This is a genomic window from Flavobacterium sp. SOK18b (assembly GCF_014156605.1).
GTDB classification, from domain to species: Bacteria; Bacteroidota; Bacteroidia; order Flavobacteriales; family Flavobacteriaceae; genus Flavobacterium; species Flavobacterium tiangeerense.
In genome coordinates, this window is the sequence record NZ_QKNZ01000012.1 from 1 (window position 1) to 22,343 (window position 22,343).

Consider the following 22,343-nt stretch of genomic DNA (forward strand, 5'->3'; position numbering starts at 1 on the left):
ATATGACTTATATGTTTCAAAAAAAACCATCAATTACTACTAAAAAAAATGAAAAAATATTCCCTTTTACTTTTTACCATAACAATTCTAAACAGTTGTTCCAATGCACAAACAGTTGTTGAAAGTAACAAAACTCCTTTCGTTTGGGAAGGGGCGAATGTTTACTTTTTGATGACGGATCGTTTTAATAATGGCGACACATCAAACGACTTAAACTTTGACAGAAATAAAACCACAGGAAAACTGCGCGGATTTGAAGGTGGCGACATCAAGGGAATCTCTCAAAAAATTGACGAAGGTTATTTTGACAAACTCGGTATCAATGCCATTTGGTTTACTCCAGTGGTGGAACAAATTCACGATGGCGTTGACGAAGGCACTGGTTTGAGTTATGGATTTCACGGCTACTGGGCCAAAGATTGGACGGCTTTAGACCCAAACTTTGGAACCAAAGAAGATTTAGCAGCATTAGTTCAAAAAGCTCATGCACACGGCATCCGAATTATTCTTGACGGAGTAATCAATCACACGGGACCAGTTACTCCTATTGATAGCGTTTGGCCTCAAGATTGGGTACGAACAGGACCAACTTGCGATTACAAATCCTTTGAAAACACAACTGCCTGCACGCTGGTAGCCAACTTGCCTGATGTTAAAACAGAAAGCAATCAAGCAGTGGCTTTACCTCCTTTTTTAATCGAAAAATGGAAAAAAGAAGGACGTTACGAACAAGAAATGAAAGAGCTAGATGTGTTTTTTGCTCGTACAGGATATCCAAGAGCGCCAAAATATTACATCATCAAATGGTTGACGGATTATATTACGGAATACGGAATTGACGGATACCGCGGCGACACCGTAAAACACACCGATGAAACCGTTTGGGCCGATTTCAAGATCCAATGTGATTACGCATTTGAAACTTGGAAAAAAAACAATCCAACAAAAGTGCTAGATAACAATTCCTTTTACACCATAGCCGAAGTATACAATTATGGCATAAGCGGCGGTCAAGATTTTGATTTTGGCGACAAAAAAGTAAACTATTTCAAAAATGGTTTCAACAACATGATCAATTTCGAATTCAAATGGGACGCCCAAAAAGACTACGAATTTATTTTCTCTAAATATTCCAATAAACTGAATAATGACTTGAAAGGCTTTAGTGTTTTAAATTATATGTCATCGCACGACGACGGTGCACCATTTGATGCGAAACGTACTAAAAATAAGGAAACGGGAACCAAATTATTGCTTTCGCCAGGAGTATCGCAAGTATATTACGGTGACGAAAGCGCTCGTTCGTTAGCAATTGAAGGAACACAAGGCGATGCTACCTTACGATCGTTTATGAATTGGGATGCTATTAAATCGAATCCTGAAACTCAAAAAACGTTGTTGCATTGGCAAAAATTAGGTCAATTCAGAAAAAATCATCCATCAGTTGGAGTAGGAATTCACAAACAAATTTCGGCTCAACCCTATACTTTTTCTAGAACTTTCTCAAAAGGAGATTATACAGATAAAGTAGTTGTTGGATTAGATTTAAAAAGTGGCACTAAAGAACTTTCAGTTGGAACTATTTTCGCTGACGGAACCAAAGTGAAAGATGCGTATTCAGGAAAAGAAGCCCTAGTTGCTAATGGAAAAGTGACAATCGATACTGAATTTGACATCGTTTTATTAGAATTAAAAGAATAAGTCTAAAAATAATAACACCAGAACGCCTTTAGAAATAAAGGCGTTTTTTTTATGTTTACCTTTACCAAAAATTAAAAGACAATGCTCAAAATTGGACATCGTGGCGCAAAAGGATACGAACCCGAAAATACTTTGGTTTCCTTTAAAAAAGCATTAGACCTGTACGCAGATGGCATTGAACTCGATGTGCATTTGAGTGCTGATGGTGAAATAATCGTAATTCACGATGAAACTATTGACCGAACAACTGATGGAAAAGGTTTTGCAAACACATTATCTTTGCAGGAATTGAAGGCTTTTTTAATAGATGGAAAACACGAAATCCCCACGCTCGAGGAAGTTTTTGATTTGACAAACCAAAAGTGTTTAATCAATATAGAACTCAAAAGTCATGATGCAACTGATAAAGTGGTTGAGCTAATTGAAGAGTATGTTATTGAAAAAAGCTGGAAATACGACCAGTTTTTAGTTTCTAGTTTTGATTGGAATGCGTTGCAGCGAGTGGCATCGTTAAATGATAAAATTGGCATCGGCGTATTAACAGAAACCGATTTAGACTTGGCTTTGGCTTTCGCCGAAACCATACAAGCAAAATCCATTCACCCGTATTTTCATTTGATAACAAAAGAAAATACAGCACTAATTCAGGCACAAGGATTTCAGGTTTTCCCTTGGACTATCAATGAAGTCGAAGATATTCAAAAAATAAAAACATACAACGTAACCGGAATCATAACCGATTTCCCCGATAGAATATGAATCAAAATTTCGATATAATAATTGTAGGTGGTGGCGCAGCAGGATTTTTTACAGCAATTAATATTGTGGAGAAAAATCCAAAACTGAAAGTCGCAATTTTAGAACGCGGTGCAGAAGTATTGCAAAAAGTGCGAATTTCTGGCGGCGGAAGATGCAATGTAACGCACGCTTGCTTTGAACCAAATGAATTGGTAAAATTTTACCCTCGTGGCGAAAAAGAATTGCGCGGACCTTTTCATCAATTTTGTTCAGGTGATACCATTGAATGGTTCGAGAAACATGGTGTTGAACTTAAAATTGAAGCTGACGGACGTATGTTTCCCGTTTCGAATTCATCTCAAACCATTATTGATTGTTTTCTTCAGGCAACACAAAAATTGGGAATCGCAATTCTTACGGGACAAAGCGTACAATCTATTTTCAATCCCGAAGTTTCGGGAGAAAACGTTTGGAAGATAGAAACGCAAACCGAGAATTACCTTGTAGAAAAGCTAATTTTAGCCACAGGAAGTAATCCGAAAGTTTGGGAAATGCTACAGAATTTTGGTCACGCAGTAGTCAGCCCGGTACCTTCCCTATTCACTTTTAACATTAAAGATTCCAGAATTAAAGAGTTACCCGGAGTTGCTGCTCATGTTACCGTAACTGTAAAAGATACAAAGCTCTCATCAACGGGGCCGTTATTAATTACACATTGGGGAATGAGCGGCCCAGCAATTTTGAAACTCTCCGCTTGGGGAGCACGCATTTTGCATGACAAAAATTATCAGTTTACCATTTTCGTAAATTGGTTGAATGATGAAGACACATCAGAAGTTGAAAAAAAGCTAAAAGACTTAAAACAAGAACACGCGAAAAAATCAGTTTCAAAAAAATCACCTTTCGAACTAACCAACAGATTATGGGAAAGTTTGGTACTCGCTTCCGGAATTGAAGTGGAGACAAAATGGGCCGATTTGTCGAAAACGCAATTACAAAATCTAGCGAATCAATTGACAAAAGGAACATTTCAAGTGAATGGAAAAAGTACTTTTAAAGAAGAGTTTGTAACAGCTGGCGGAATTGATTTAAAAGAAATCAACTTTAAAACTATGGAAAGCAAGTTGCATCAAAACCTATATTTTGCTGGAGAAATTGTGAATATTGATGCCATCACTGGAGGATTCAATTTTCAAAATGCTTGGACAAGTGGGTTTATTGTAGCGCACTCTATTTGATTTTAATTAACAAGAGTTTAAAACTTCAGTAAGTTTTATTTAAGATGATTCTGATACCTTTACCAGTCTATTATCAGAACTTTATGAAAACAAAATTACTCGCTTTACTTCTTTTTTTGCTTTATCAAAGTGGATTTTCGCAGGTTACAGAACGTATTCAAGGGCAAATAATCTTTGATAAAAATGTGGCAAACAAAGTAGAGGTTATCAATGCTACAAGTAAAAATGTGGCCTTGACAGATACTGAAGGTAAATTTACCATTACAGTTGAAGCCAACGATCAATTGGTTTTTGTAGCCAAAAATCATGAAATAAAAGAATTGAAAGTTACAGCTGCAATTTTAAAACAAGGATTCATCAACATGACTTTGGTCGCCAAAGTGGAAGAACTAAAAGAAGTAGTGGTACAAAACACTCCTTCAATCAAATTAAGTAAAGATGCCAAATGGGAACAAGCCAAACGGGATCAATACACATTAGAGAAAAATGCTAGCAAACTAAAAAACCCTGGCGTTTACACTGGCACCATTGAAAACGGTATGGATATAATGAGAATTGGAGGAATGATAGCTAAGTTGTTCAAAAAGAAGAATACCGAAATCGATACAAAAGGTCCTGTATTACCTTTCGCGGAAGCAGCAAAAACCCAAATCGAAACAGAATTTTATACTGACAACTTACAACTTCGTCAAGAAAAAATAGCTGCTTTTCTAGACTTTTGCAACAAAGACCCCAAGTCGAAAATAATTGCTGCACTGCAAAATATACTTTCACTGCAAGAATTCATGAGTAGTAAAATATTACATTTTAAAAGCTTATAAACTTTAAGTTATTAAACAAACTGCTAACTGAGACTGTAAACTGTCAACTATCTATTCAACCACCAAATACTTCCGTTCAAAACCGCAGCAAAACTCACCCATGCCAAATAAGGAATAAACAAATAGCCCGCAATCTTGTTAATCTTTGCAAACTGAACATAAGTTTCATAAATCATTAACCATAGCACAATTATTTCTAATCCTGCGAGCATTGGGTTATGCAAACCAAAAAACAAATACGACCATAAAGCATTTAGACCCAGTTGTATCAAAAAGAAAATTAAGGCTTTTTTCACGACCTCTTCATTGCTTTTAATTTCGTTCCACACCAATCCTGCGGCTACACCCATCATAGCATACAAGGTACTCCAAACTGGTGCGAAAATCCAATTGGGCGGATTAAAACTAGGTTTGATTAAAGTAGGATACCAAGTTGTAATGGAGGAGCGAGTCACCATTCCTGATGTATATCCAATGGCAAGACAAATAACAACTGCTACTAGTATTCGGGTGATTTTATTCATTTTTATTTTATTTGTTTTTCCAATTAATTAGGTCATTTTAATAGAAATCAAACGTAATATTTAATTTCATATAACTCCAATCTCTAACTAGTAAGAAATTAAGAAAGTTAAATTTCTATTAACGATGACAGTTCAACTATAAATGTTACAAAGAGATTCCTTTGTCGAAAAAATTCTCTGATTAACATACACTATTCATATACTCCTTCTTGTAGTACAAATTTACTTAAATCTTTCGAACGATTAACCATCTAATCCAATAAACAAATAACCTAAAAAAAGTATCTTTGCGTAAATTTTTCATTTTATGATTGCAGCAAACGATTTTATTCCATCATCATATACCAATACAGTTGAAAGCGGGAATTTTCAATGGAGCGCACCCAGTAATATTGCACTCGTAAAATATTGGGGCAAAAAAGACAATCAGATTCCAGCTAATCCATCGGTGAGTTTTACATTGAATAATTGCAAAACGATTACCAAATTGGCTTTCGCCAAAAAAGAAAACGACGGTTCTTTCTCTTTTGATTTGCTTTTTGAAGGGCAGCCCAAAGAAGATTTCAAACCGAAAATTCAAAAGTTTTTGGAGCGAATAGAAATCTATTTGCCGTTTTTAAAAGACTATCATTTTACAATTGATACCGAAAACACATTTCCGCATAGTTCCGGAATTGCGTCATCAGCATCAGGAATGGCTGCTTTGGCCATGAACTTGATGAGTTTAGAAAAAGCGTTAAACCCAGCCATGTCTGAAGATTATTTCTATCAAAAAGCGTCTTTACTTGCCCGTTTGGGTTCAGGAAGTGCTTGCCGTAGTGTAAAAGGACAAGTCGTGGTTTGGGGAAACCAAGCCAACATTCCTGGAAGTTCAGACTTATTTGGAGTGGAATTCCCACATGCGATCCATCCTAATTTTAAAAATTTTCAAGATACAATTTTACTGGTTGACAAAGGCGAAAAACAAGTTTCAAGTACCGTGGGTCATGACTTGATGCACAACCATCCTTTTGCCGAAAGGCGATTTGCACAAGCGCATGAAAATTTAGATGCACTGATTACTATTTTTGAAAGTGGCGATTTAAACGCATTTATCAAAATTGTAGAAAGTGAAGCCTTGACGTTGCACGCCATGATGATGACCTCCATGCCGTATTTTATCTTGATGAAACCAAACACATTACAAATCATTAATGCCATTTGGAAATTCAGGAATGAGACCAAAATTCCGGTTTGTTTCACGCTTGATGCAGGTGCCAATGTACATGTTTTGTATCCCGAAAACGTTAGCGAAAAAGTTTTGCAATTTATTAAAGACGAATTAGTTGGCTATTGTCAAAATGGGCAGTACATTTGTGATCAAATAGGAAACGGAGCAGCGCTTGTTTAATCTTTTTTTGTGTATCTTTAAACATTCTTAAAAAAAGAAGTTGATGAATATTCAATCAGAAAAAATAGAATTGATCAAAATGTTACTCGCAACTACTGATGCATCTTTATTAGTAGCCGTTAGAAACATTTTTGAAAAACAACAACAAACTGTTTGGACGGAATTATCAGCCGAAGAACAAGAACAGATTGAAATTAAAATCCAAGAAGACAATCGAGGCGATCAATTGGATTTATAAAATTAAATACAGTATAATTACCAACCCCAAATTGTTAATTTAAAAATACATATGAAAGGACCATTATTTTATTCAAAAATATTACTCTTTGGAGAATACGGAATCATCCGTGACTCAAAAGGGCTTTCTATTCCTTATAACTTTTACAACGGCGCTTTAAAAAGAGACGAAAATCCATCTGAAGAGGCTATTAAATCAAACGGTCATTTAAAACGATTTGTTGTTTATTTAGAAACTTTGCAAACGGAGCAACCGGAACTAGTTACTTTTGACCTTGACTTATTAAAAGAAGATGTTAATACGGGAATGTATTTTGACTCTAGCATTCCGCAAGGATATGGTGTAGGAAGTAGTGGCGCTTTAGTTGCAGCTATTTATGATAAATATGCGCACCATAAAATCACGGTTTTAGAGAACCTAACTCGTGAAAAATTATTGCAGTTAAAGAATATATTTTCTCAAATGGAGAGTTTTTTCCACGGAAAAAGTTCTGGTTTAGACCCTTTGAATAGTTACTTGAGTATTCCAATTTTAATTAATTCGAAAGATAATATCGAAGCAACAGGCATTCCTACTCAAAGTTTTGATGGTAAAGGCGCTGTGTTTTTGTTAGATTCAGGTATTGTAGGCGAAACCGCACCGATGGTCAACATTTTTATGGAAAACCTGAAAGACAAAGGTTTTAGAACCATGTTGAAAAATCAATTTGTAAAATACACGGATGCTTGCGTTGAAAATTTCTTAGGAGGAGACATGAAATCACTATTCATGAACACAAAGAAACTTTCAAAAGTAGTTTTAAATAACTTTAAACCAATGATTCCTGAGCAATTTCACGGCATTTGGCAACAAGGTATTGACAGTAATGACTATTACCTGAAATTATGCGGATCAGGCGGTGGTGGCTACATTCTTGGTTTTACCGAGGACTTAGAAAGAGCCAAAGCTTCTCTTAAAGATTACAAACTAGAAGTAGTTTATCAGTTTTAAAAAATACAAACTCCCTGACTCATTCATCAGGGAGTTTCTTAATACACTCATTTGTACCACGTACTCAAATACTCTTTAACCAATTTAAAATGTTAAGCAGACAACACAAACTTCTAATAATGAAAATTGCAAGTTTGTTCTCTGTTGTGCGAGGATATAACATTCCTGTCATTATTATTGCACAATATCTGTCGGCAATTTTTATATTGGCACCAGAGAAAAGAGCACTTGACATTGTACTCAATTTTAATCTTTTTATACTGGTTTTTGCCTCGTCACTTACGATTGCTTCGGGTTACATCATCAATAATTTTTACGACAGTCAAAAAGATTTAATCAACAGGCCAACTAAATCGATGTTGGATCGTTTGGTGAGTCAAAAAACTAAACTAAACGTTTATTTTGCATTGAATTTCATTGTAGCCTTGATGGCGTTGTTTGTATCTTGGCGTGTATTTTTATTCTTTTCAGGATACATCTTTTTCATTTGGTTTTATTCTCATAAAATAAAAAAATATCCTATCATAGGAAATCTTACCGCTTCGTTACTGGCTGTAATGCCTTTTTTTGCAATCCTCTTGTACTTTTATACGCGGATTCCATTTGAAGAAATTGAAAATTACAAACAACAACTTGGTGTTATTTTTGCCCATGCATCCTTTTTATTTTTACTACTGCTCATACGAGAAATGATCAAAGATTTAGAGAACTTAAAAGGCGATTTAATCAATAACTACCAGACTATTCCTGTGGTGTATGGCGAATCACAATCAAAAAAAGTCATTACTTTATTAACACTACTCACTATAGTGCCTGTATATCTTTTGATTGCTATTTATGATGTGGGGTACATGGATATTTACTTTTACTCCAGCCTTATTGTTTTGATTTTTTTCTTGCTTTACTTGTGGAAATCCAATGCTAAATCTCAATTTTTATTACTTCACAACGTCTTGAAATTTCTTATTGTTGCAGGTGTTTTTTGTATTGTACTCATTAATCCGAGTGTACTGTGGCACGGAAAAAAATTATTGATGACGGTTTAGATTTATTCTAGTCTTAGCATAGAAAAGGATTGCAAATATACTCAGAAAGACTCCTAAATACTTGATTGAAGATAGCCCCGATTACTTCACTATATTTCTACTTTCTGCGAAATTCAGTGAACTTCGTTTGCAGTGAAAATCCTTTTATTTTTTCCTTTAAAAAATAAAAGATTACTTCACAATATTTTATTCTAATTGGAGTTCAGTGAATTCCATTTGAAACGATAGCGGGACATCGAAGATTCAGCGCAGCTAAATAGCTCCCAAAAAAACGATACTTAAACATATAAATTAGCTTACTAACAAGCCAGTTAGCGTTTTTATAATTTGTGGTTATTGATTGCCAAGTATATAAATAGTATCTTTGCATAAATTATTGGAATATTATGAATAACAAGGAAGGCAATAATAAGAAAAGTGGTCCAAGAGCAAACAGCTCAAGACCAAGTTCGAATAAGCCAAAACCTGCCATGCAGAAGCGCGCCCAAGGGCCGAAAAAAGTTAAAGTTACTACTAAAGTTGCCGATATTGCTACTGATAAAGTAGAGAAAAAACCAAATCAAGCACCAAAGAGACCGAAAGTAAAAGACGAAATTCGTTTGAATAAATATATTGCCAATTCTGGTGCGTGTTCACGTCGTGATGCCGATATTTACATACAATCTGGGACGGTAAAAGTAAATGGAATTCCTGTAACCGAAATGGGATACATGGTAAAACCAGGCGATGTTGTTAATTTTGATGGATCTACATTGACTCCGGAGAAAAAAGTATACATCTTGTTGAACAAACCTAAAAACTTTACGACAGCCATGGACGAAGGTCAGGAATACCGTAACGTTTTGGAACTAGTTAAAGGTTCAACGACTGCAAAAATTGGTGCGGTTGGGAGAATGGACAAAAACACAACTGGTTTGTTGTTGTTCACGAATGACACTGATATGATTCGTAAATTTACGTTGCCAAGTCAAAAATCATCTAAGATTTACCAAGTTTCATTAGACAAAAATCTAAAATTTGAAGATTTAGAAAAAATCCAAAAAGGATTAACGCTAGACGGTCACCGTGTTTTTGTAGAAGACGTAAGTTATATTGATGGCGAAGCAAAAAGTGAAATTGGATTGCAATTGCGTTCTTCAAATGTGAAAGTAGTTCGTTCTATTTTTGAGCATTTTGACTATGATGTATTGCGAATCGATAGAGTTGCTTTTGCTGGTTTAACCAAAAAGAATTTACCAAGAGGAAACTGGAGGTTGCTTACTGAACAAGAAATTATCAATTTGAAAAACGTATAAACGCTTTTCAAAATTTCATTTTAATCCCTTTCGGTTTTTTCGAAAAGGGATTTTTTTATACACTAACAAACACGTATGACTCCAGAAAAATTACAATCTATTGCTTTTAAATGGTTTGAAACTTTCAATGCTAAAGAATTAGAAAAATTACTATCTCTGTATGATGATGAAGCCATACATTATAGTCCAAAATTAAAAATGTACAAACCCGAAAGTGACGGTTTTGTAACGGGTAAAGAAGCGTTGCGCGCTTGGTGGCAAGATGCCTTTGAACGATTACCGAGTTTGAATTACAAAGTAAAATCACTTACTGCAAATGGCGACCGTGTTTTCATGGAATATACCCGTACCGTTGTAGGCGAAGAAGATTTACTTGTTGCAGAGGTCCTTGAAATTAAAGACGATAAAATAATAGCTTCTCGCGTATACCACGGGTAAGCTCTTTTTGATATTAAAAAAAAGCCCTATAACAGCAAAGTGCTGTTATAGGGCTTTCTTGTATGCAATAACTAGGACTAGCCTTTTAATTTCTTTACTGGCTCTTGTTTTTTGTCCAGACCACGTTTTCTTAAAAGTGGTTCAATGCTAGGCTCAGCTCCACGGAAACGTTTGTACAAAACCATTGGATCCTCAGTTCCTCCTTTTTCTAACACATTTTCACGGAATAATTTAGCTTTCTCTGGATTGAAAAGAGTTGTTGTTTTAAAAGCTTCAAAAGCATCAGTATCTAAAACACCTGACCAAATATAACTGTAATACCCAGAAGAATAGCCACCAGAAAAAATATGACTAAAATACGTACTGCGGTATCTAGGAATAATCGATGGAATTAAACCAATTTTTGTCATGGCTGCTTTTTCGAAAACGTTAGCATCAACAGTAATGTCTTTGGTTTGTGAGTGGTATTCTAAATCCAATAGCGAAGCTGCTAGGTATTCTGTCGTTGTAAAACCTTGGTCAAAAGTTCCTGCTTTTTTTAGTTTATTTACTAGCGTTTCTGGTATTACTGCTCCAGTTTGATAGTGTTTGGCATACATTTTTAAAACCTCAGGCTCTGCTGCCCAGTTCTCCATGATTTGCGATGGAAGTTCAACAAAATCTCTTGGAACACTAGTTCCTGCAAGACTTCTGTACGTTACATTAGACAATAGACCGTGTAATGAATGTCCGAATTCATGAAAGAAAGTGGTCACCTCATCAAAAGTTAACAATGCTGGCGCAGTTGCAGAGGGTTTTGTAAAATTACAAACGATAGAAACAACTGGAGCAACGCGCTTGCCATCCACCGTTTTTTGGCTGCGATAAGATGTCATCCAAGCGCCGCCACGTTTCGACTCACGTGGATGAAAATCCATGTATAAAACTCCTAAGTGCGTTCCGTCTTTTTCTAAAACTTCCCAAACCGTTACATCTTCATGGTATTTTGGTACATCTGTTAAGGCTTTAAACTGAATCCCATATAACTTTTCGGTTACTTGAAAAACACCTTTGCGCACATTATCCAAACTGAAATAAGGTTTCAATTCTTCTTCGTCAAGATCAAAACGTTCTTTTCTGATTTTTTCAGTGTAATATCGCCAATCGTATGGTTGAACCGCACCTTTAATGCCATCCTTCACCATCATTTTTTGAATATCAGCAGCTTCTGTTTTGGCAATTTCAAGAGCTGGTTTCCACAAATCATTCAAGAGCTTGTTTACATTTTTGGGTGTCTTAGCCATTGATTCCTCCAAAACATAATCAGAGTGTGATTTGTACCCTAATAAACGTGCTTTTTGTCCACGTAAATTAGCTAGTGCAACCGCATTCGCTTTATTGTCAAAAGCATCTTCATGGTTGGCTCTAGTTTGATACGCATTCCAAATTTGTTGACGCAATTCTCTATTTGAACTGTATTGCAAAAACGGCATCACACTAGAATTAGAAAGTGTAAAAAGCCATTTGCCTTCTTTGCCTTTTGCTTTAGCATCGGCGGCAGCGGCATCAATAAGTCCTTGAGGCAATCCAGCTAAATCTTTCTTAGCATCAATAACCAATTCATAACTATTGGTCTGCACCAAAATGTTTTGACCGTATTTTAAACTTGTCAAGGACAAATCACCATTGATTTTGCGTAATATTTCCTTATCTGAATTAGACAAATTAGCGCCGCTTCGAACAAAATCTTTGTAGGCATTGTCTAAAATTTTAGCTTGTTCTAAATTCAAACCCAAACTTTCTTTTTGGTTCCAAAGCGACTTTACTCTAGCAAATAATTTTTCGTTCAAGTAAATGTTATCGCGGTGCGCCGATAGATTAGGTGCTGTTTCTTTGGCGATATTTTGAATTTCCTTGTTGGTATTCGCAGAGTTCAAATTAGAAAAAACCGTATTCACATTCGATAATAATTCGCCTGCATTTTCCATCGCTAGGATGGTATTATCAAAAGTAGCAGGCTGCGTATTATTTGCAATAGCATCAATTTCCGCTTGATGCTTACTAATTCCTTCTAAAATGGCGGGTTTAAAATGTTCGTTCTTGATCTTGTCAAACGGCGGAACATTGAAAGGCGTGTTATAAGCCTGAAAAAATGGATTCATAGTGGTGTTTTCTTTTTTTTCTTGTGCTTGGATGGTGAGCATATTTCCGATGACTAGCATCAGAAAAAGGGATTTCTTTCTCATTTCAATTTGTTAATTAGTAACGTAAATTTAACCTAAATCCTTTTCATACACCAATCACAGCTTTGCCTTAACTTAATTTTATGATAAAGAAGAGCTAGTTCTCTAAAAGGATTTCAAGATCATAATTTAAGTATTGAAATAAAATCAATACATTAGCTATTTAAATCACAAACCTAAATTATGAAAAAAATAACCGCTCTACTTTTTACAGTAACTACTGCCCTGCTGTTAGTAAACTGTAAATCTGAAGATAAAAAGCAAGATTTTACTAGCTTAACAAAAAGCTATTTTGACGATAAGAATGCACTAGATCCATTGGGTGCAACCCAAAGTGGCCAAAACGAGTACAACGATCAGTTGCAATTTGAAATGACCGATAGTTACAGAAAAACGCAAGCGGCTTTTTTTGACAAATACCAAACAGAGTTGCAAAATGTTGCTGTAGCCGATTTATCTGAAGAAGAAAAAAACAGTTACGAAATCATCAAATGGGAAATTGAAGTTGGAAAAGAAGTATTAGAACAGCCAACTAATTTAATTCCGGTTCATCAATTTTGGGGAACACACTTGACCATGGGGCAGTTTGCGGGTGGAACTGGTGCTCAACCTTTTAAAACAGAACAAGATTACACCAACTTTTTAAAACGAATGGACAAATATGCCGTTTGGATTGATTCGGCAATGGTGTACATGAAAAAAGGATTAGACAAAGGAGTGGTTTTACCAAAAGCGTTGACCGTAAAATTAATTCCTCAATTTGCCTCGATGGAAACTCCAAATATCGAAGACAATTTATTTTATTCTTCGATAAAATTAATGCCAGCATCTTTTCCTGAAAGCATCAAGAAAGACTTAACGGCAAAATACACGGCAACAATCACCACTAAATTGATTCCGCAGTACAAGAAAATGGCTGATTTTCTGAACAAAGAATACCTGCCAGCATCAAGAGCAACTAGCGGAATAGGCAGTTTACCTTTTGGAAAAAAACTATATGCAGCTTATGTAAAACAATGGACCACCACCACTAAAACTCCTGAGGAAATTCATGAATTGGGATTGAAAGAAGTAGCGAGACTGACTGCCGAAATGGAAAAAGTAAAAGCCCAAGTAGGTTTCAAAGGCACTTTGATTGAGTTTTTTGAAGAAGTGAGAAACAAAAAAGAGTTAAAACCTTTTACCAAACCAGAGGAAGTTATTGCCAACTTTAACAGTATTTACACCCGAATTAAACCTAATGTTGACAAGCTATTTGCTTTACAGCCAAAAACAAAATTTGAGGTAAGACGCACCGAAGCTTTTAGAGAGCAAACTGCCAGTGCCGAGTACAATCAAGGAACGGCAGATGGAACACGTCCAGGGATTTTTTATGTTCCGATTCCGAATGTAAAAGAATACAATATGTATGGCGACGAAGATTTGTTTTTACACGAAGCTATTCCGGGGCATCATTTTCAAATTTCCTTACAGCAAGAAAACAAAAGTCTTCCTGATTTTAGAAAATTCAATTGGTTTGGTGCTTATGGTGAAGGTTGGGCTTTGTACACAGAAAGTTTAGGTAAAGAGCTAGGCTTGTACCAAGATCCGTATCAATATTTTGGAATGTTAGGCAACGAAATGCACCGTGCGGTACGCTTGGTAGTTGACACCGGACTACACGCAAAAGGCTGGACGAGAGAACAAGCCATTAAATATTCCTTAGCCAACGAAGCCGAAAGTGAAGCGAGTATCATTCCTGAAATAGAGCGCTACATGGCAATTCCAGGGCAAGCTTTGTCATATAAAATTGGACAGTTAAAAATAATGGAGCTCCGTAAAAAAGCCGAAACTAAATTAGGCAGCAAATTTGATATTAAAAAATTCCATGAAAAAGTATTGGAATCAGGAGTGATGCCCTTAGCTTTATTGGAACAAAAAATTAATGAGTGGGTTGAAGGCAAATAAAAACAATCATACTAAAAAAGCTTCTCAACACGAGAAGCTTTTTTTATGGATTATACGAAATACCGTTAAAAAACATAAAAAAAGCCCAAACTTTCGTTTGGGCTTTTCGTGCGGATAATAGGACTAGCACGCTCTTTATTTCGAGTTTTTAGCCACCTCTTAAATTTCAACAAAAACCCCAACAAACTTAATAAATACAAGGCTTTACAATCAATAGTATAGTTAAGTAAGATAAAGCTAGATAAAAATAAACACAAATATTGTCGGCAAATAGTTGGAAAGTTATTAAATTAGCACCAAATAAATGAAGCTATGAAAGTACGATATTTTGTAATCAAAGGAAAAAACCAATTTCCCCCTATTTATATGCGATTTTGGAACGGTCGCCAATTCGACCAAAAAGCAAAAACGGGCTTATCAGTTGATTTTGATAATTGGAATAATACAAAACAGCAAGTAAGAGCAAAAGCGGACGAAACCCAAAGGGATTTTATAAACAACAATTTGATTGATTTAGAAAAGTACATCATACAAACTTATAATATAGAATACAATTCAAAACAGTATATCGGTAAAGATTGGCTAAAAATAAACATAGATAAGTTTTTTGGGCGTGCTTCAACAAACGAACAATATAAAATTTATTTCTTGGACTGGGTGCAAAAGTTTATAGATGAAGCCCCAATAAGACTACACAAGGGAAAACCTATTTCAAAAAGAACTATTCAGCATTATACAACCACTATAAATAAGTTGAAAGATTTTGAAGCCTCAAAAAAAACTCGATTGCGTTTTGAGAATATCGACCTAAAGTTTTACCGTGCCTTTGTTGATTATTGTAGAACGGTAGAAAATTTAGGGAACAACACTATCGGGGGTTATATCACTAATTTTAAAATGTGGTGCAAAAACATTGAACTAGAGGGCTACCCGATAAACCCACAATACAAACACTCTGACTTTTCAGCAATTCAAAACGAAACAAAAGACGTTTACTTGAATGAAGCCGAAATAAACAAAGTTTTCAAGCACGATTTTAAAGACAATTTACGCTTATCAAACACTAGAGATTTATTTATAATAGGCTTGCGCACAGGGTTAAGAATATCTGATTTTTTGAGGTTAGACCAAAGCAATCTGAACGACAAAAACATTACGATTACCACGTTTAAAACGGGGCAAAAAGTGATTATTCCAATACATACACAAATAAAAGAGATTTTAGACAAACGTAATGGCGAATTACCTAACACTATTTCAGACCAAAAATTTAACGAATATGTAAAAGAGGTTTGCCAAACGGTCGGGATTAATGAAAAGGTCGAGGGTGCAAAAATGAATAAAATAATCATAAAAGAGAAAACCGACACCACGCCCGAAGTTTCAATACACCGTAAACAATCAGGAACGTTTAAAAAATGGGAGTTAATTAGTTCACACACTTGTAGGCGTTCATTTGCTACCAACCTCTACGGGAAACTACCAAATAAAACAATTATGGCAATCACGGGACACGCTACCGAAACCCAGTTTTTAAGTTATATAAAGATAACTAACAGCGAGTTTGCCGATATACTGGGGGCGCATTGGGATAATGAGGACAAAGAACAAAAAACCAAAAACAACAATTTAAGAGTAATTTAAAGCCCGTTTAAATGATTGAAAATATAAATTTTAGACTATTAGATATTGACAAATATTTAAAAGAAATAGCGACTACATACTACAATATAGGGCAAATTTGCGATTTACCTTTTTACGAAAGATTATCAAATGAATTAGCTGTAAAAGAATACCGTCGTTTTAGTAGGCGAATAGCAAAAGGAATAATTACCCAACCATTGGCACGACTTACAAAAAGTGAAATTGAAACTAAAAATTATTATGAAAATGAAATTAAAGTATTAAAAAACGCATTGCATAAAGTCCCTTTTTTGGATTGGTTTACACCCGATAAAATAAATACAAAAAGCAAATATTTTTATTTTGACACAAACGAATTAGAAACTTTCAAACCCAATACCGACAATGTTTATTCGTGGATTAATGGACTAATGCCAGTAATGTTAGAGGTTTCAATTGAAGAAATAGAAAACGACTTTGTTAGTAGTCCGTTGCCTAAAATAGACTACTATAAAAACAAATTATCCAAATTGAAAAATGAGGAATTTATTTATTTAGATACGATTTTAAACGGGGCTTTGATTGAGAAATTAGACAATGAAACTATTTGTAGGGATTTTTGTTTTGAAGTAATAAAAATTAAAGAAATTCAATATTTAGAAAACAAGATATTTGAATTAGAAAACCCACAAATTGAAGTCCAACCAGTTGAAACCTCAACCAGTAAATTAAGCCAAAAGCAAATAGCCTTGTTGTTTCAAAACCTTTCAGAAATTGGAATTTTCAACAAACAAAAAGTTAGTCAAGATAATTCAAAACAAGCGGAATTAATTTGCTTATTAAGTGGGATTGATTGCCCAAATAAAATAATTGATACAAAATTTTATAAATATTGGTTGTCCGTTCAGTCCACAAACGACAATGAAAACGTAAGAACCAAACAAAATTACACAAGCTTATTAAAACACGCCAAAAGCATTGATTTTAAAGAACTTGAAACTAAAATCGAGAATGATTTAAAAGCAATAAAATAAAGAACGGACGACCGTTGCCCCCGTCCTACCTTTAATCTTTATAGAGGTTTGCACCATAAAATTATATATTTATGAGTGCAACCGCTATCACTACCGTACAAGTACAAGGGATTTCAGCAGAAACCCTATTACAAAGATTTGACAACCTAGAAAGTCAAATAAAATTACTTCAACAACAGCCCAACCCGTCAACAGATAGGCTAATAACAAGGGACGAAACCGCCAAACTTTTAGGCGTTTCACTTGTTACGCTTCATAATTGGGTAAAGTCAAACATTTTGATTGCTTACCGTGTGGGCAACAAAGTACGCTTTAAAGAAAATGAGGTTTTGGCTTCACTTCAACAAATTAACTCTAAACGCTAATTTGTTATGAATAAAGCCGAAAAAATCCACCTAATACAAACCGTATTAGATGAAGTTAATACGATGCACGCCATAGATACGTATGCCGACAAATGCGACACCCTCGCCAACGCAAAAGCCTTATTAAGATTATACACATTCCAAACAAATGCCAATGCAATAGATTTAAACATCAACAACGCAAAGGCAATTTTGCAAGCTGTTATTTTTCCTAATCCCGATAAGGTCGCCTTTTTTGTTTGTCAGTCGTTAGAAATGGCTTTAAGTGAATTACTTAAATAATTATTTGCGAGTGATTGACGGGATTAAAATAAGATGTATCGGGACTTTTCCCCACGATTGGCATAGCAATATTTTGTTAAAGTTTTATAGTAGTGTTGATGAAGCTACGGGCGAAATTTTAACAAAAAACAAGGTTGCTTTTTATCGTGGGTTATCGTTCCATTTGATACCGTCCACAGTTTCCGATACCGTGCATTGCTTTATAAAAGGGTCGCTTGCAGTATATCACAATCACGGATTAAATAACGCTTACGACTTTGATTTTTCTATGTTGGTTAATACCATTCAAGAACTTGAAAAACTCTTTGCAGTCAATCCAAACACCGCCTTAATCCAAACCTTTGAAGCGGGGGCAAACCTCAACATAAATCAATCTATAAAACAAGTAATATCAGGGCTTCGGGCTTATCAAAATGAGAATTTTGTTTTGCTAAAAATAGAGGGCGCAAATGTGGGTCGTATGATTTCAAGAACTGAATACGCTTTAAAAATATACGACAAAGGCAAACAATCAGGAACTAATAAAAACCTTTTAAGACTGGAATATGCTTTTAAGAAGTCAAGGCACGCCCACAAATTCAATATTAATGTATTAGCCGATTTGTTGGACGTTTCAAAACTTGAAGCCGTTAAAATAGCTTTATGCGAGTTTTGGGCTAATGTAATTTTTCACGACAAAGGTTTGAAGCTTCGGGATATGAGCGATAGGGAAACCAAAAAGATGCTGTACTATTTGGATGCTACCAATTGGGCGAAGTTTACCAAAATGCAACGCAAAAGGGCTACAACTCATTTTAGGGAACTTTCAGAACGTTTCAGCACCTCAACAACTCAAACCGAAATAGGCGATTTATTGAGCAAAAAACTAGATGAATTGACAGCCGTAAAATGTTACCATTTCCCCAACTTTTCGAAAGGAATTGACAGCCAAAAAAGAGGGTCGAAAATGTTACCATTTCCCCCTTTAGATGAACAGGGAAATAGTAACATAAAACAATCAAAAAACAGTATCAAAACCAATACAAAAAAAATGGTCGAAAATGGGGTAAAAAATCACTCTCGAAAGTGTTGTAGCTGTGAGGTCGATATTTCCCATAAAATGATAAATACTAAATATTGTTCAAAGCATTGCAACAACTCAACACAAGCCAAAAAAAGAAAGATGAACCGACAAAATATAAAAAAGGTCGAAAACGAAAATTTGGCTTTGCTACTGGACACCATCGCCAAAAGTAATTTATTGCTATTGGTCGAATATGCCACCGTATCGGGAACGTATGCCGATAGGTTAGAACAAAAAGAAATAAGCACAACGCCCGAATGGATAAGGCAAATTTTCAAAGTCACGATTGAAGCCCAACCCGTCCCGATTGTCTTAACCTCTTACCGTTCCCGAAAACTTATAAAACTTATAAATAAATTAAATATCGAATTATGAAAAATGTAAATTATGGCTACAATGAAGCCCAACCAGTTGAAACATTAACTAACAAAAAAGGCGGTCGCCCAACGTTGAAACAAACTATACTACAAAAGGCAAAAGCCTTAGAATTGTATAAAATGGATTTAACCCAAAAGGAAATAGGCGAAAAATTAGGGATTACAGAAAAGACAATAGGCAAATGGTCGAAAGAGTGGAAACAAGCCCAAACGATTGAAACCACGACACTAGCCAATCTAAAAAATAGATTGTTAGCAATGTCAATAGACAAAACAACCCCGATAGTTGATATAAAAAACTTAATCTTAGTTATTCAACAACTCGAAACTAAATAAAAAGGGTCGATTTGTATAATAAGACGCACACAGGAACAATAAAACTATAGGGGGGGGTACTATATTTATTTCGCTAAAAAAGTACGCTAAAACGCTTTTAAATAAGTTCGTTTACAAAACCTCGATTATGTGTGAATTTTGTACCATTTGACTATCACTAAATTGTTAATTATGTACCAAAAAAAGGAAATAGACAAAGCCAAAGCCTACGAATATTATTGTAAAGGCTTAAACAGTAAGGAAATAGGCAAACTTTTAGATTGTTCTTTTAGGACTATTCAAAACTATATGAGTGCCGAAAACTGGAAACATAAACGCAAAGTTAGGAAGTGATTAGCCTAATTATTTTTTGATTGATGAAAAAACCCGTGTTGATTGCACGGGTTTTTGTATATATTTGCCATTCCTAAACTCAAAGTATTATGAAATCTAAAAAACTTCTCCCGTGTGGAATGGTGGCAGTACCCGAAAGGGCTGTAACGCTCTCTTTGAGGCGTAGGACACCTAAACTACACGGGTTTTATATTTCCTAAAATCAAAGATTATGAATGCAAAAACAGTTAACACATTAAAAAAATTACACAAAAAAGCAACAGACACAAAGCAATATACAGATATTGTACTAGCACAATTTGAAGTTATCGAAAGTTTAAACAAAAGCAACAACGAATTAAAAAAAGCCTTTGATTTAGAAATGCGATGTAAAAACCAAGCCTATTATTTTATATTGTCTAATGGACACTTTGAAAATTACAGTAAGTACAACGAAAAAAATCCAGTCTAAAAAACAAAATTTCTCACGGTAATTTTAAATAAGCACAACGCCCGAAAACCTCAACTTTAAAGTTGGGGTTTTTTATTTCCCCTAATTTGAGCCAAAAAGCGGTTTTTTTTCATTTGTTGGCAGATTGTCGGCAAAATATAAAATAAAAAAGGCTTAAAAAACTGAATATCAGTCGTTTAAGCCTTAATGTTTGTGCGGATAATAGGACTCGAACCTACACGCCTTGCGGCACCAGATCCTAAGTCTGGCATGTCTACCAATTTCACCATATCCGCGTGCAATTGTGGGTGCAAAGATACACTTAACTTCGAATATTCAAAACAATTTTGATAAAAAATATTCATACTCTTTTTTGTACTTTTGAAAATATAAACAACATTCAACTAATGGAAAACATAAAAGCATACGTTCAAGAACACAAAGAACGCTTTATCAATGAGTTAATCGAATTATTAAAAATTCCGTCCGTAAGTGCTGATACCGCTTATTCGCACGATGTTTTTGAAACTGCCGATGCCGTAAAAGCTAGTTTAGAGAAAGCAGGCTGTGATTTTGTCGAAATTTGCGACACACCAGGCTACCCAATCGTATATGGCGAGAAAATCATCGACCCTAATTTACCAACCGTTTTAGTCTACGGACATTATGATGTGCAACCGCCAGACCCAATGGAATTGTGGACGTCTCCCCCATTTGAACCCGTAATTAAAAAAACCGATATTCATCCCGAAGGCGCCATTTTTGCCCGTGGATCTTGTGATGACAAAGGCCAAATGTACATGCACGTAAAAGCGCTGGAATACATGGTACAATCAAACACTTTGCCTTGCAACGTCAAGTTCATGATTGAGGGCGAAGAAGAAATTGGCTCCAAAAGTTTAAGCTGGTTTGTAGAACGCAACCAAGAGAAACTTAAAAACGATGTGATTTTAATTTCAGATACCGGAATGATCTCTAACCAACAACCGTCTATCACAACAGGATTGCGCGGCTTGAGTTATGTAGAAGTGGAAGTTACAGGTCCTAACCGCGACTTGCATTCTGGATTGTACGGTGGTGCCGTAGCAAACCCTATCAACGTGTTGGCTAAAATGATCGCTTCCCTTCACGACGAGAACAACCACATCACTATTCCGGGTTTTTATGACAATGTTGAGGAATTATCTCTTGAAGAAAGAGCCGAAATGGCCAAAGCGCCCTTCAGCTTAGAAAAATACAAAAATGCCTTGCAACTTAACGATGTGTACGGCGAAAAAGGCTATGTAACCAACGAAAGAAACTCCATCCGACCAACGCTAGACGTAAACGGAATTTGGGGCGGCTACACCGGCGAAGGTGCCAAAACCGTAATTGCCAGTAAAGCATACGCCAAAATCTCTATGCGTTTAGTGCCTAATCAAGACTGGGAAGTAATTACGGAATTATTCACTAAACATTTCAACAGCATTGCCCCTGCAGGCGTAACCGTTTTGGTAAAACCGCATCACGGCGGGCAAGGCTACGTAACCCCAATAGACAGCATTGGCTACAAAGCCGCAAACATGGCCTATACCGAAACCTTTGGCGTACCGGCCATTCCCGTGCGTTCCGGAGGCAGCATCCCTATCGTAGCTTTGTTCGAAAAAGAATTGAAATCAAAAACCATCCTCATGGGATTTGGTCTCGACAGCGATGCCATTCACTCGCCAAACGAACACTTCGGGATCTTCAATTACCTCAAAGGAATCGAAACCATACCGTTGTTTTACAAGTATTTTGTAGAATTGTCAAAATAATAATTAATGCCGTCAGTTCGAGTTTTTTTGTAAAGAGAAACGGAACCAACTTCTCGATACGCTGCGCTACTCGAAGTGACGTAAATAATAACACAAATCCGCTCTCCACAGGGCGG

The 22,343-nt window shown here is 35.6% G+C and carries 22 protein-coding genes and 1 tRNA gene; 20 read left to right on the forward strand and 3 right to left on the reverse strand.

Annotation, left to right across the window (positions count from 1 at the left end):
* Positions 1–48: 48 nt before the first annotated feature.
* The 4 genes from DNC80_RS02715 to DNC80_RS02730 all read left to right on the forward strand — a co-directional run bounded on the left by DNC80_RS02715 (position 49) and on the right by DNC80_RS02730 (position 4,498).
* Positions 49–1,701 carry an alpha-amylase family glycosyl hydrolase gene (locus DNC80_RS02715; protein WP_182649001.1) on the forward strand — a complete coding sequence of 551 codons (1,653 nt, stop codon included), beginning with the start codon at positions 49–51 and terminating at the stop codon, positions 1,699–1,701.
* A gap of 81 nt (positions 1,702–1,782) precedes the next feature.
* Positions 1,783–2,460, forward strand: a complete 678-nt coding sequence (locus DNC80_RS02720; RefSeq protein ID WP_182649003.1) for a glycerophosphodiester phosphodiesterase family protein — start codon at positions 1,783–1,785, stop codon at positions 2,458–2,460.
* The gene (locus DNC80_RS02725; protein ID WP_182649004.1) at positions 2,457–3,677 is read left to right on the forward strand and encodes an NAD(P)/FAD-dependent oxidoreductase; all 1,221 of its coding nucleotides are present in this window, start codon (positions 2,457–2,459) and stop codon (positions 3,675–3,677) included. Before DNC80_RS02720 ends, DNC80_RS02725 begins: the two co-directional genes overlap by 4 nt.
* A gap of 83 nt (positions 3,678–3,760) precedes the next feature.
* Complete coding sequence (locus DNC80_RS02730) at positions 3,761–4,498, forward strand: hypothetical protein (protein ID WP_182649006.1); 738 nt, start codon at positions 3,761–3,763, stop codon at positions 4,496–4,498.
* 47 nt (positions 4,499–4,545) lie between these two features.
* Here the strand turns inward: DNC80_RS02730 and DNC80_RS02735 are convergent, their stop codons facing one another.
* Positions 4,546–5,022 carry a TspO/MBR family protein gene (locus DNC80_RS02735; protein ID WP_182649008.1) on the reverse strand — a complete coding sequence of 159 codons (477 nt, stop codon included), beginning with the start codon at positions 5,020–5,022 and terminating at the stop codon, positions 4,546–4,548.
* A 307-nt stretch (positions 5,023–5,329) separates the two neighbouring features.
* Between DNC80_RS02735 and DNC80_RS02740 the strand changes: the two genes are divergently transcribed.
* From DNC80_RS02740 to DNC80_RS02765, 6 genes are all read left to right on the forward strand, one after another.
* Positions 5,330–6,412: a diphosphomevalonate/mevalonate 3,5-bisphosphate decarboxylase family protein gene (locus DNC80_RS02740; RefSeq protein ID WP_182649010.1), complete on the forward strand. Its 1,083-nt coding sequence runs from the start codon at positions 5,330–5,332 to the stop codon at positions 6,410–6,412.
* Between the two features lie 43 nt (positions 6,413–6,455).
* Complete coding sequence (locus DNC80_RS02745; protein ID WP_182649012.1) at positions 6,456–6,650, forward strand: hypothetical protein; 195 nt, start codon at positions 6,456–6,458, stop codon at positions 6,648–6,650.
* Positions 6,651–6,701: 51 nt separating this feature from the next.
* On the forward strand, positions 6,702–7,640 hold the full coding sequence (locus DNC80_RS02750; RefSeq protein WP_182649014.1) for a mevalonate kinase: 939 nt from the start codon (positions 6,702–6,704) through the stop codon (positions 7,638–7,640).
* A gap of 89 nt (positions 7,641–7,729) precedes the next feature.
* A complete protein-coding gene (locus DNC80_RS02755; protein WP_182649016.1) occupies positions 7,730–8,686 on the forward strand; it encodes a geranylgeranylglycerol-phosphate geranylgeranyltransferase in 957 nt (318 codons plus the stop codon).
* A 386-nt stretch (positions 8,687–9,072) separates the two neighbouring features.
* A complete protein-coding gene (locus DNC80_RS02760; protein ID WP_144891393.1) occupies positions 9,073–9,981 on the forward strand; it encodes a pseudouridine synthase in 909 nt (302 codons plus the stop codon).
* A gap of 75 nt (positions 9,982–10,056) precedes the next feature.
* Positions 10,057–10,419, forward strand: a complete 363-nt coding sequence (locus DNC80_RS02765) for a nuclear transport factor 2 family protein (protein ID WP_158728438.1) — start codon at positions 10,057–10,059, stop codon at positions 10,417–10,419.
* Between the two features lie 77 nt (positions 10,420–10,496).
* Here the strand turns inward: DNC80_RS02765 and DNC80_RS02770 are convergent, their stop codons facing one another.
* Positions 10,497–12,644, reverse strand: coding sequence for a M3 family metallopeptidase (locus DNC80_RS02770; protein WP_182649018.1), 2,148 nt, complete (start codon positions 12,642–12,644; stop codon positions 10,497–10,499).
* A 180-nt stretch (positions 12,645–12,824) separates the two neighbouring features.
* On the opposite strand from DNC80_RS02770, the gene DNC80_RS02775 reads away from it, so the two are divergent.
* The 9 genes from DNC80_RS02775 to DNC80_RS02815 all read left to right on the forward strand — a co-directional run bounded on the left by DNC80_RS02775 (position 12,825) and on the right by DNC80_RS02815 (position 20,452).
* Positions 12,825–14,588, forward strand: a complete 1,764-nt coding sequence (locus DNC80_RS02775; RefSeq protein WP_182649020.1) for a DUF885 family protein — start codon at positions 12,825–12,827, stop codon at positions 14,586–14,588.
* A 312-nt stretch (positions 14,589–14,900) separates the two neighbouring features.
* Positions 14,901–16,232 carry a site-specific integrase gene (locus DNC80_RS02780; RefSeq protein ID WP_182649022.1) on the forward strand — a complete coding sequence of 444 codons (1,332 nt, stop codon included), beginning with the start codon at positions 14,901–14,903 and terminating at the stop codon, positions 16,230–16,232.
* 11 nt (positions 16,233–16,243) lie between these two features.
* The gene (locus tag DNC80_RS02785) at positions 16,244–17,245 is read left to right on the forward strand and encodes a hypothetical protein (RefSeq protein WP_182649024.1); all 1,002 of its coding nucleotides are present in this window, start codon (positions 16,244–16,246) and stop codon (positions 17,243–17,245) included.
* Positions 17,246–17,316: 71 nt separating this feature from the next.
* Entirely contained in the window at positions 17,317–17,610 is a 294-nt protein-coding gene (locus DNC80_RS02790) for a helix-turn-helix domain-containing protein (protein ID WP_182649026.1), read from the forward strand.
* 6 nt (positions 17,611–17,616) lie between these two features.
* Positions 17,617–17,892, forward strand: coding sequence for a hypothetical protein (locus DNC80_RS02795; RefSeq protein ID WP_182649028.1), 276 nt, complete (start codon positions 17,617–17,619; stop codon positions 17,890–17,892).
* Positions 17,876–19,330: a hypothetical protein gene (locus tag DNC80_RS02800; RefSeq protein WP_182649030.1), complete on the forward strand. Its 1,455-nt coding sequence runs from the start codon at positions 17,876–17,878 to the stop codon at positions 19,328–19,330. The genes DNC80_RS02795 and DNC80_RS02800 overlap by 17 nt, the downstream gene beginning before the upstream one ends.
* Positions 19,327–19,668 carry a helix-turn-helix domain-containing protein gene (locus tag DNC80_RS02805; RefSeq protein WP_182649032.1) on the forward strand — a complete coding sequence of 114 codons (342 nt, stop codon included), beginning with the start codon at positions 19,327–19,329 and terminating at the stop codon, positions 19,666–19,668. Before DNC80_RS02800 ends, DNC80_RS02805 begins: the two co-directional genes overlap by 4 nt.
* A 171-nt stretch (positions 19,669–19,839) precedes the next feature.
* Positions 19,840–20,001: a hypothetical protein gene (locus DNC80_RS02810; RefSeq protein ID WP_182649034.1), complete on the forward strand. Its 162-nt coding sequence runs from the start codon at positions 19,840–19,842 to the stop codon at positions 19,999–20,001.
* A gap of 211 nt (positions 20,002–20,212) precedes the next feature.
* Positions 20,213–20,452, forward strand: a complete 240-nt coding sequence (locus tag DNC80_RS02815; protein ID WP_182649036.1) for a hypothetical protein — start codon at positions 20,213–20,215, stop codon at positions 20,450–20,452.
* A 193-nt stretch (positions 20,453–20,645) separates the two neighbouring features.
* Here DNC80_RS02815 and DNC80_RS02820 read toward each other — a convergent pair.
* Positions 20,646–20,727 (reverse strand) — tRNA-Leu (locus DNC80_RS02820).
* Positions 20,728–20,838: 111 nt separating this feature from the next.
* Between DNC80_RS02820 and DNC80_RS02825 the strand changes: the two genes are divergently transcribed.
* The gene (locus tag DNC80_RS02825) at positions 20,839–22,227 is read left to right on the forward strand and encodes a dipeptidase (protein WP_182649038.1); all 1,389 of its coding nucleotides are present in this window, start codon (positions 20,839–20,841) and stop codon (positions 22,225–22,227) included.
* Positions 22,228–22,343 lie beyond the last annotated feature (116 nt).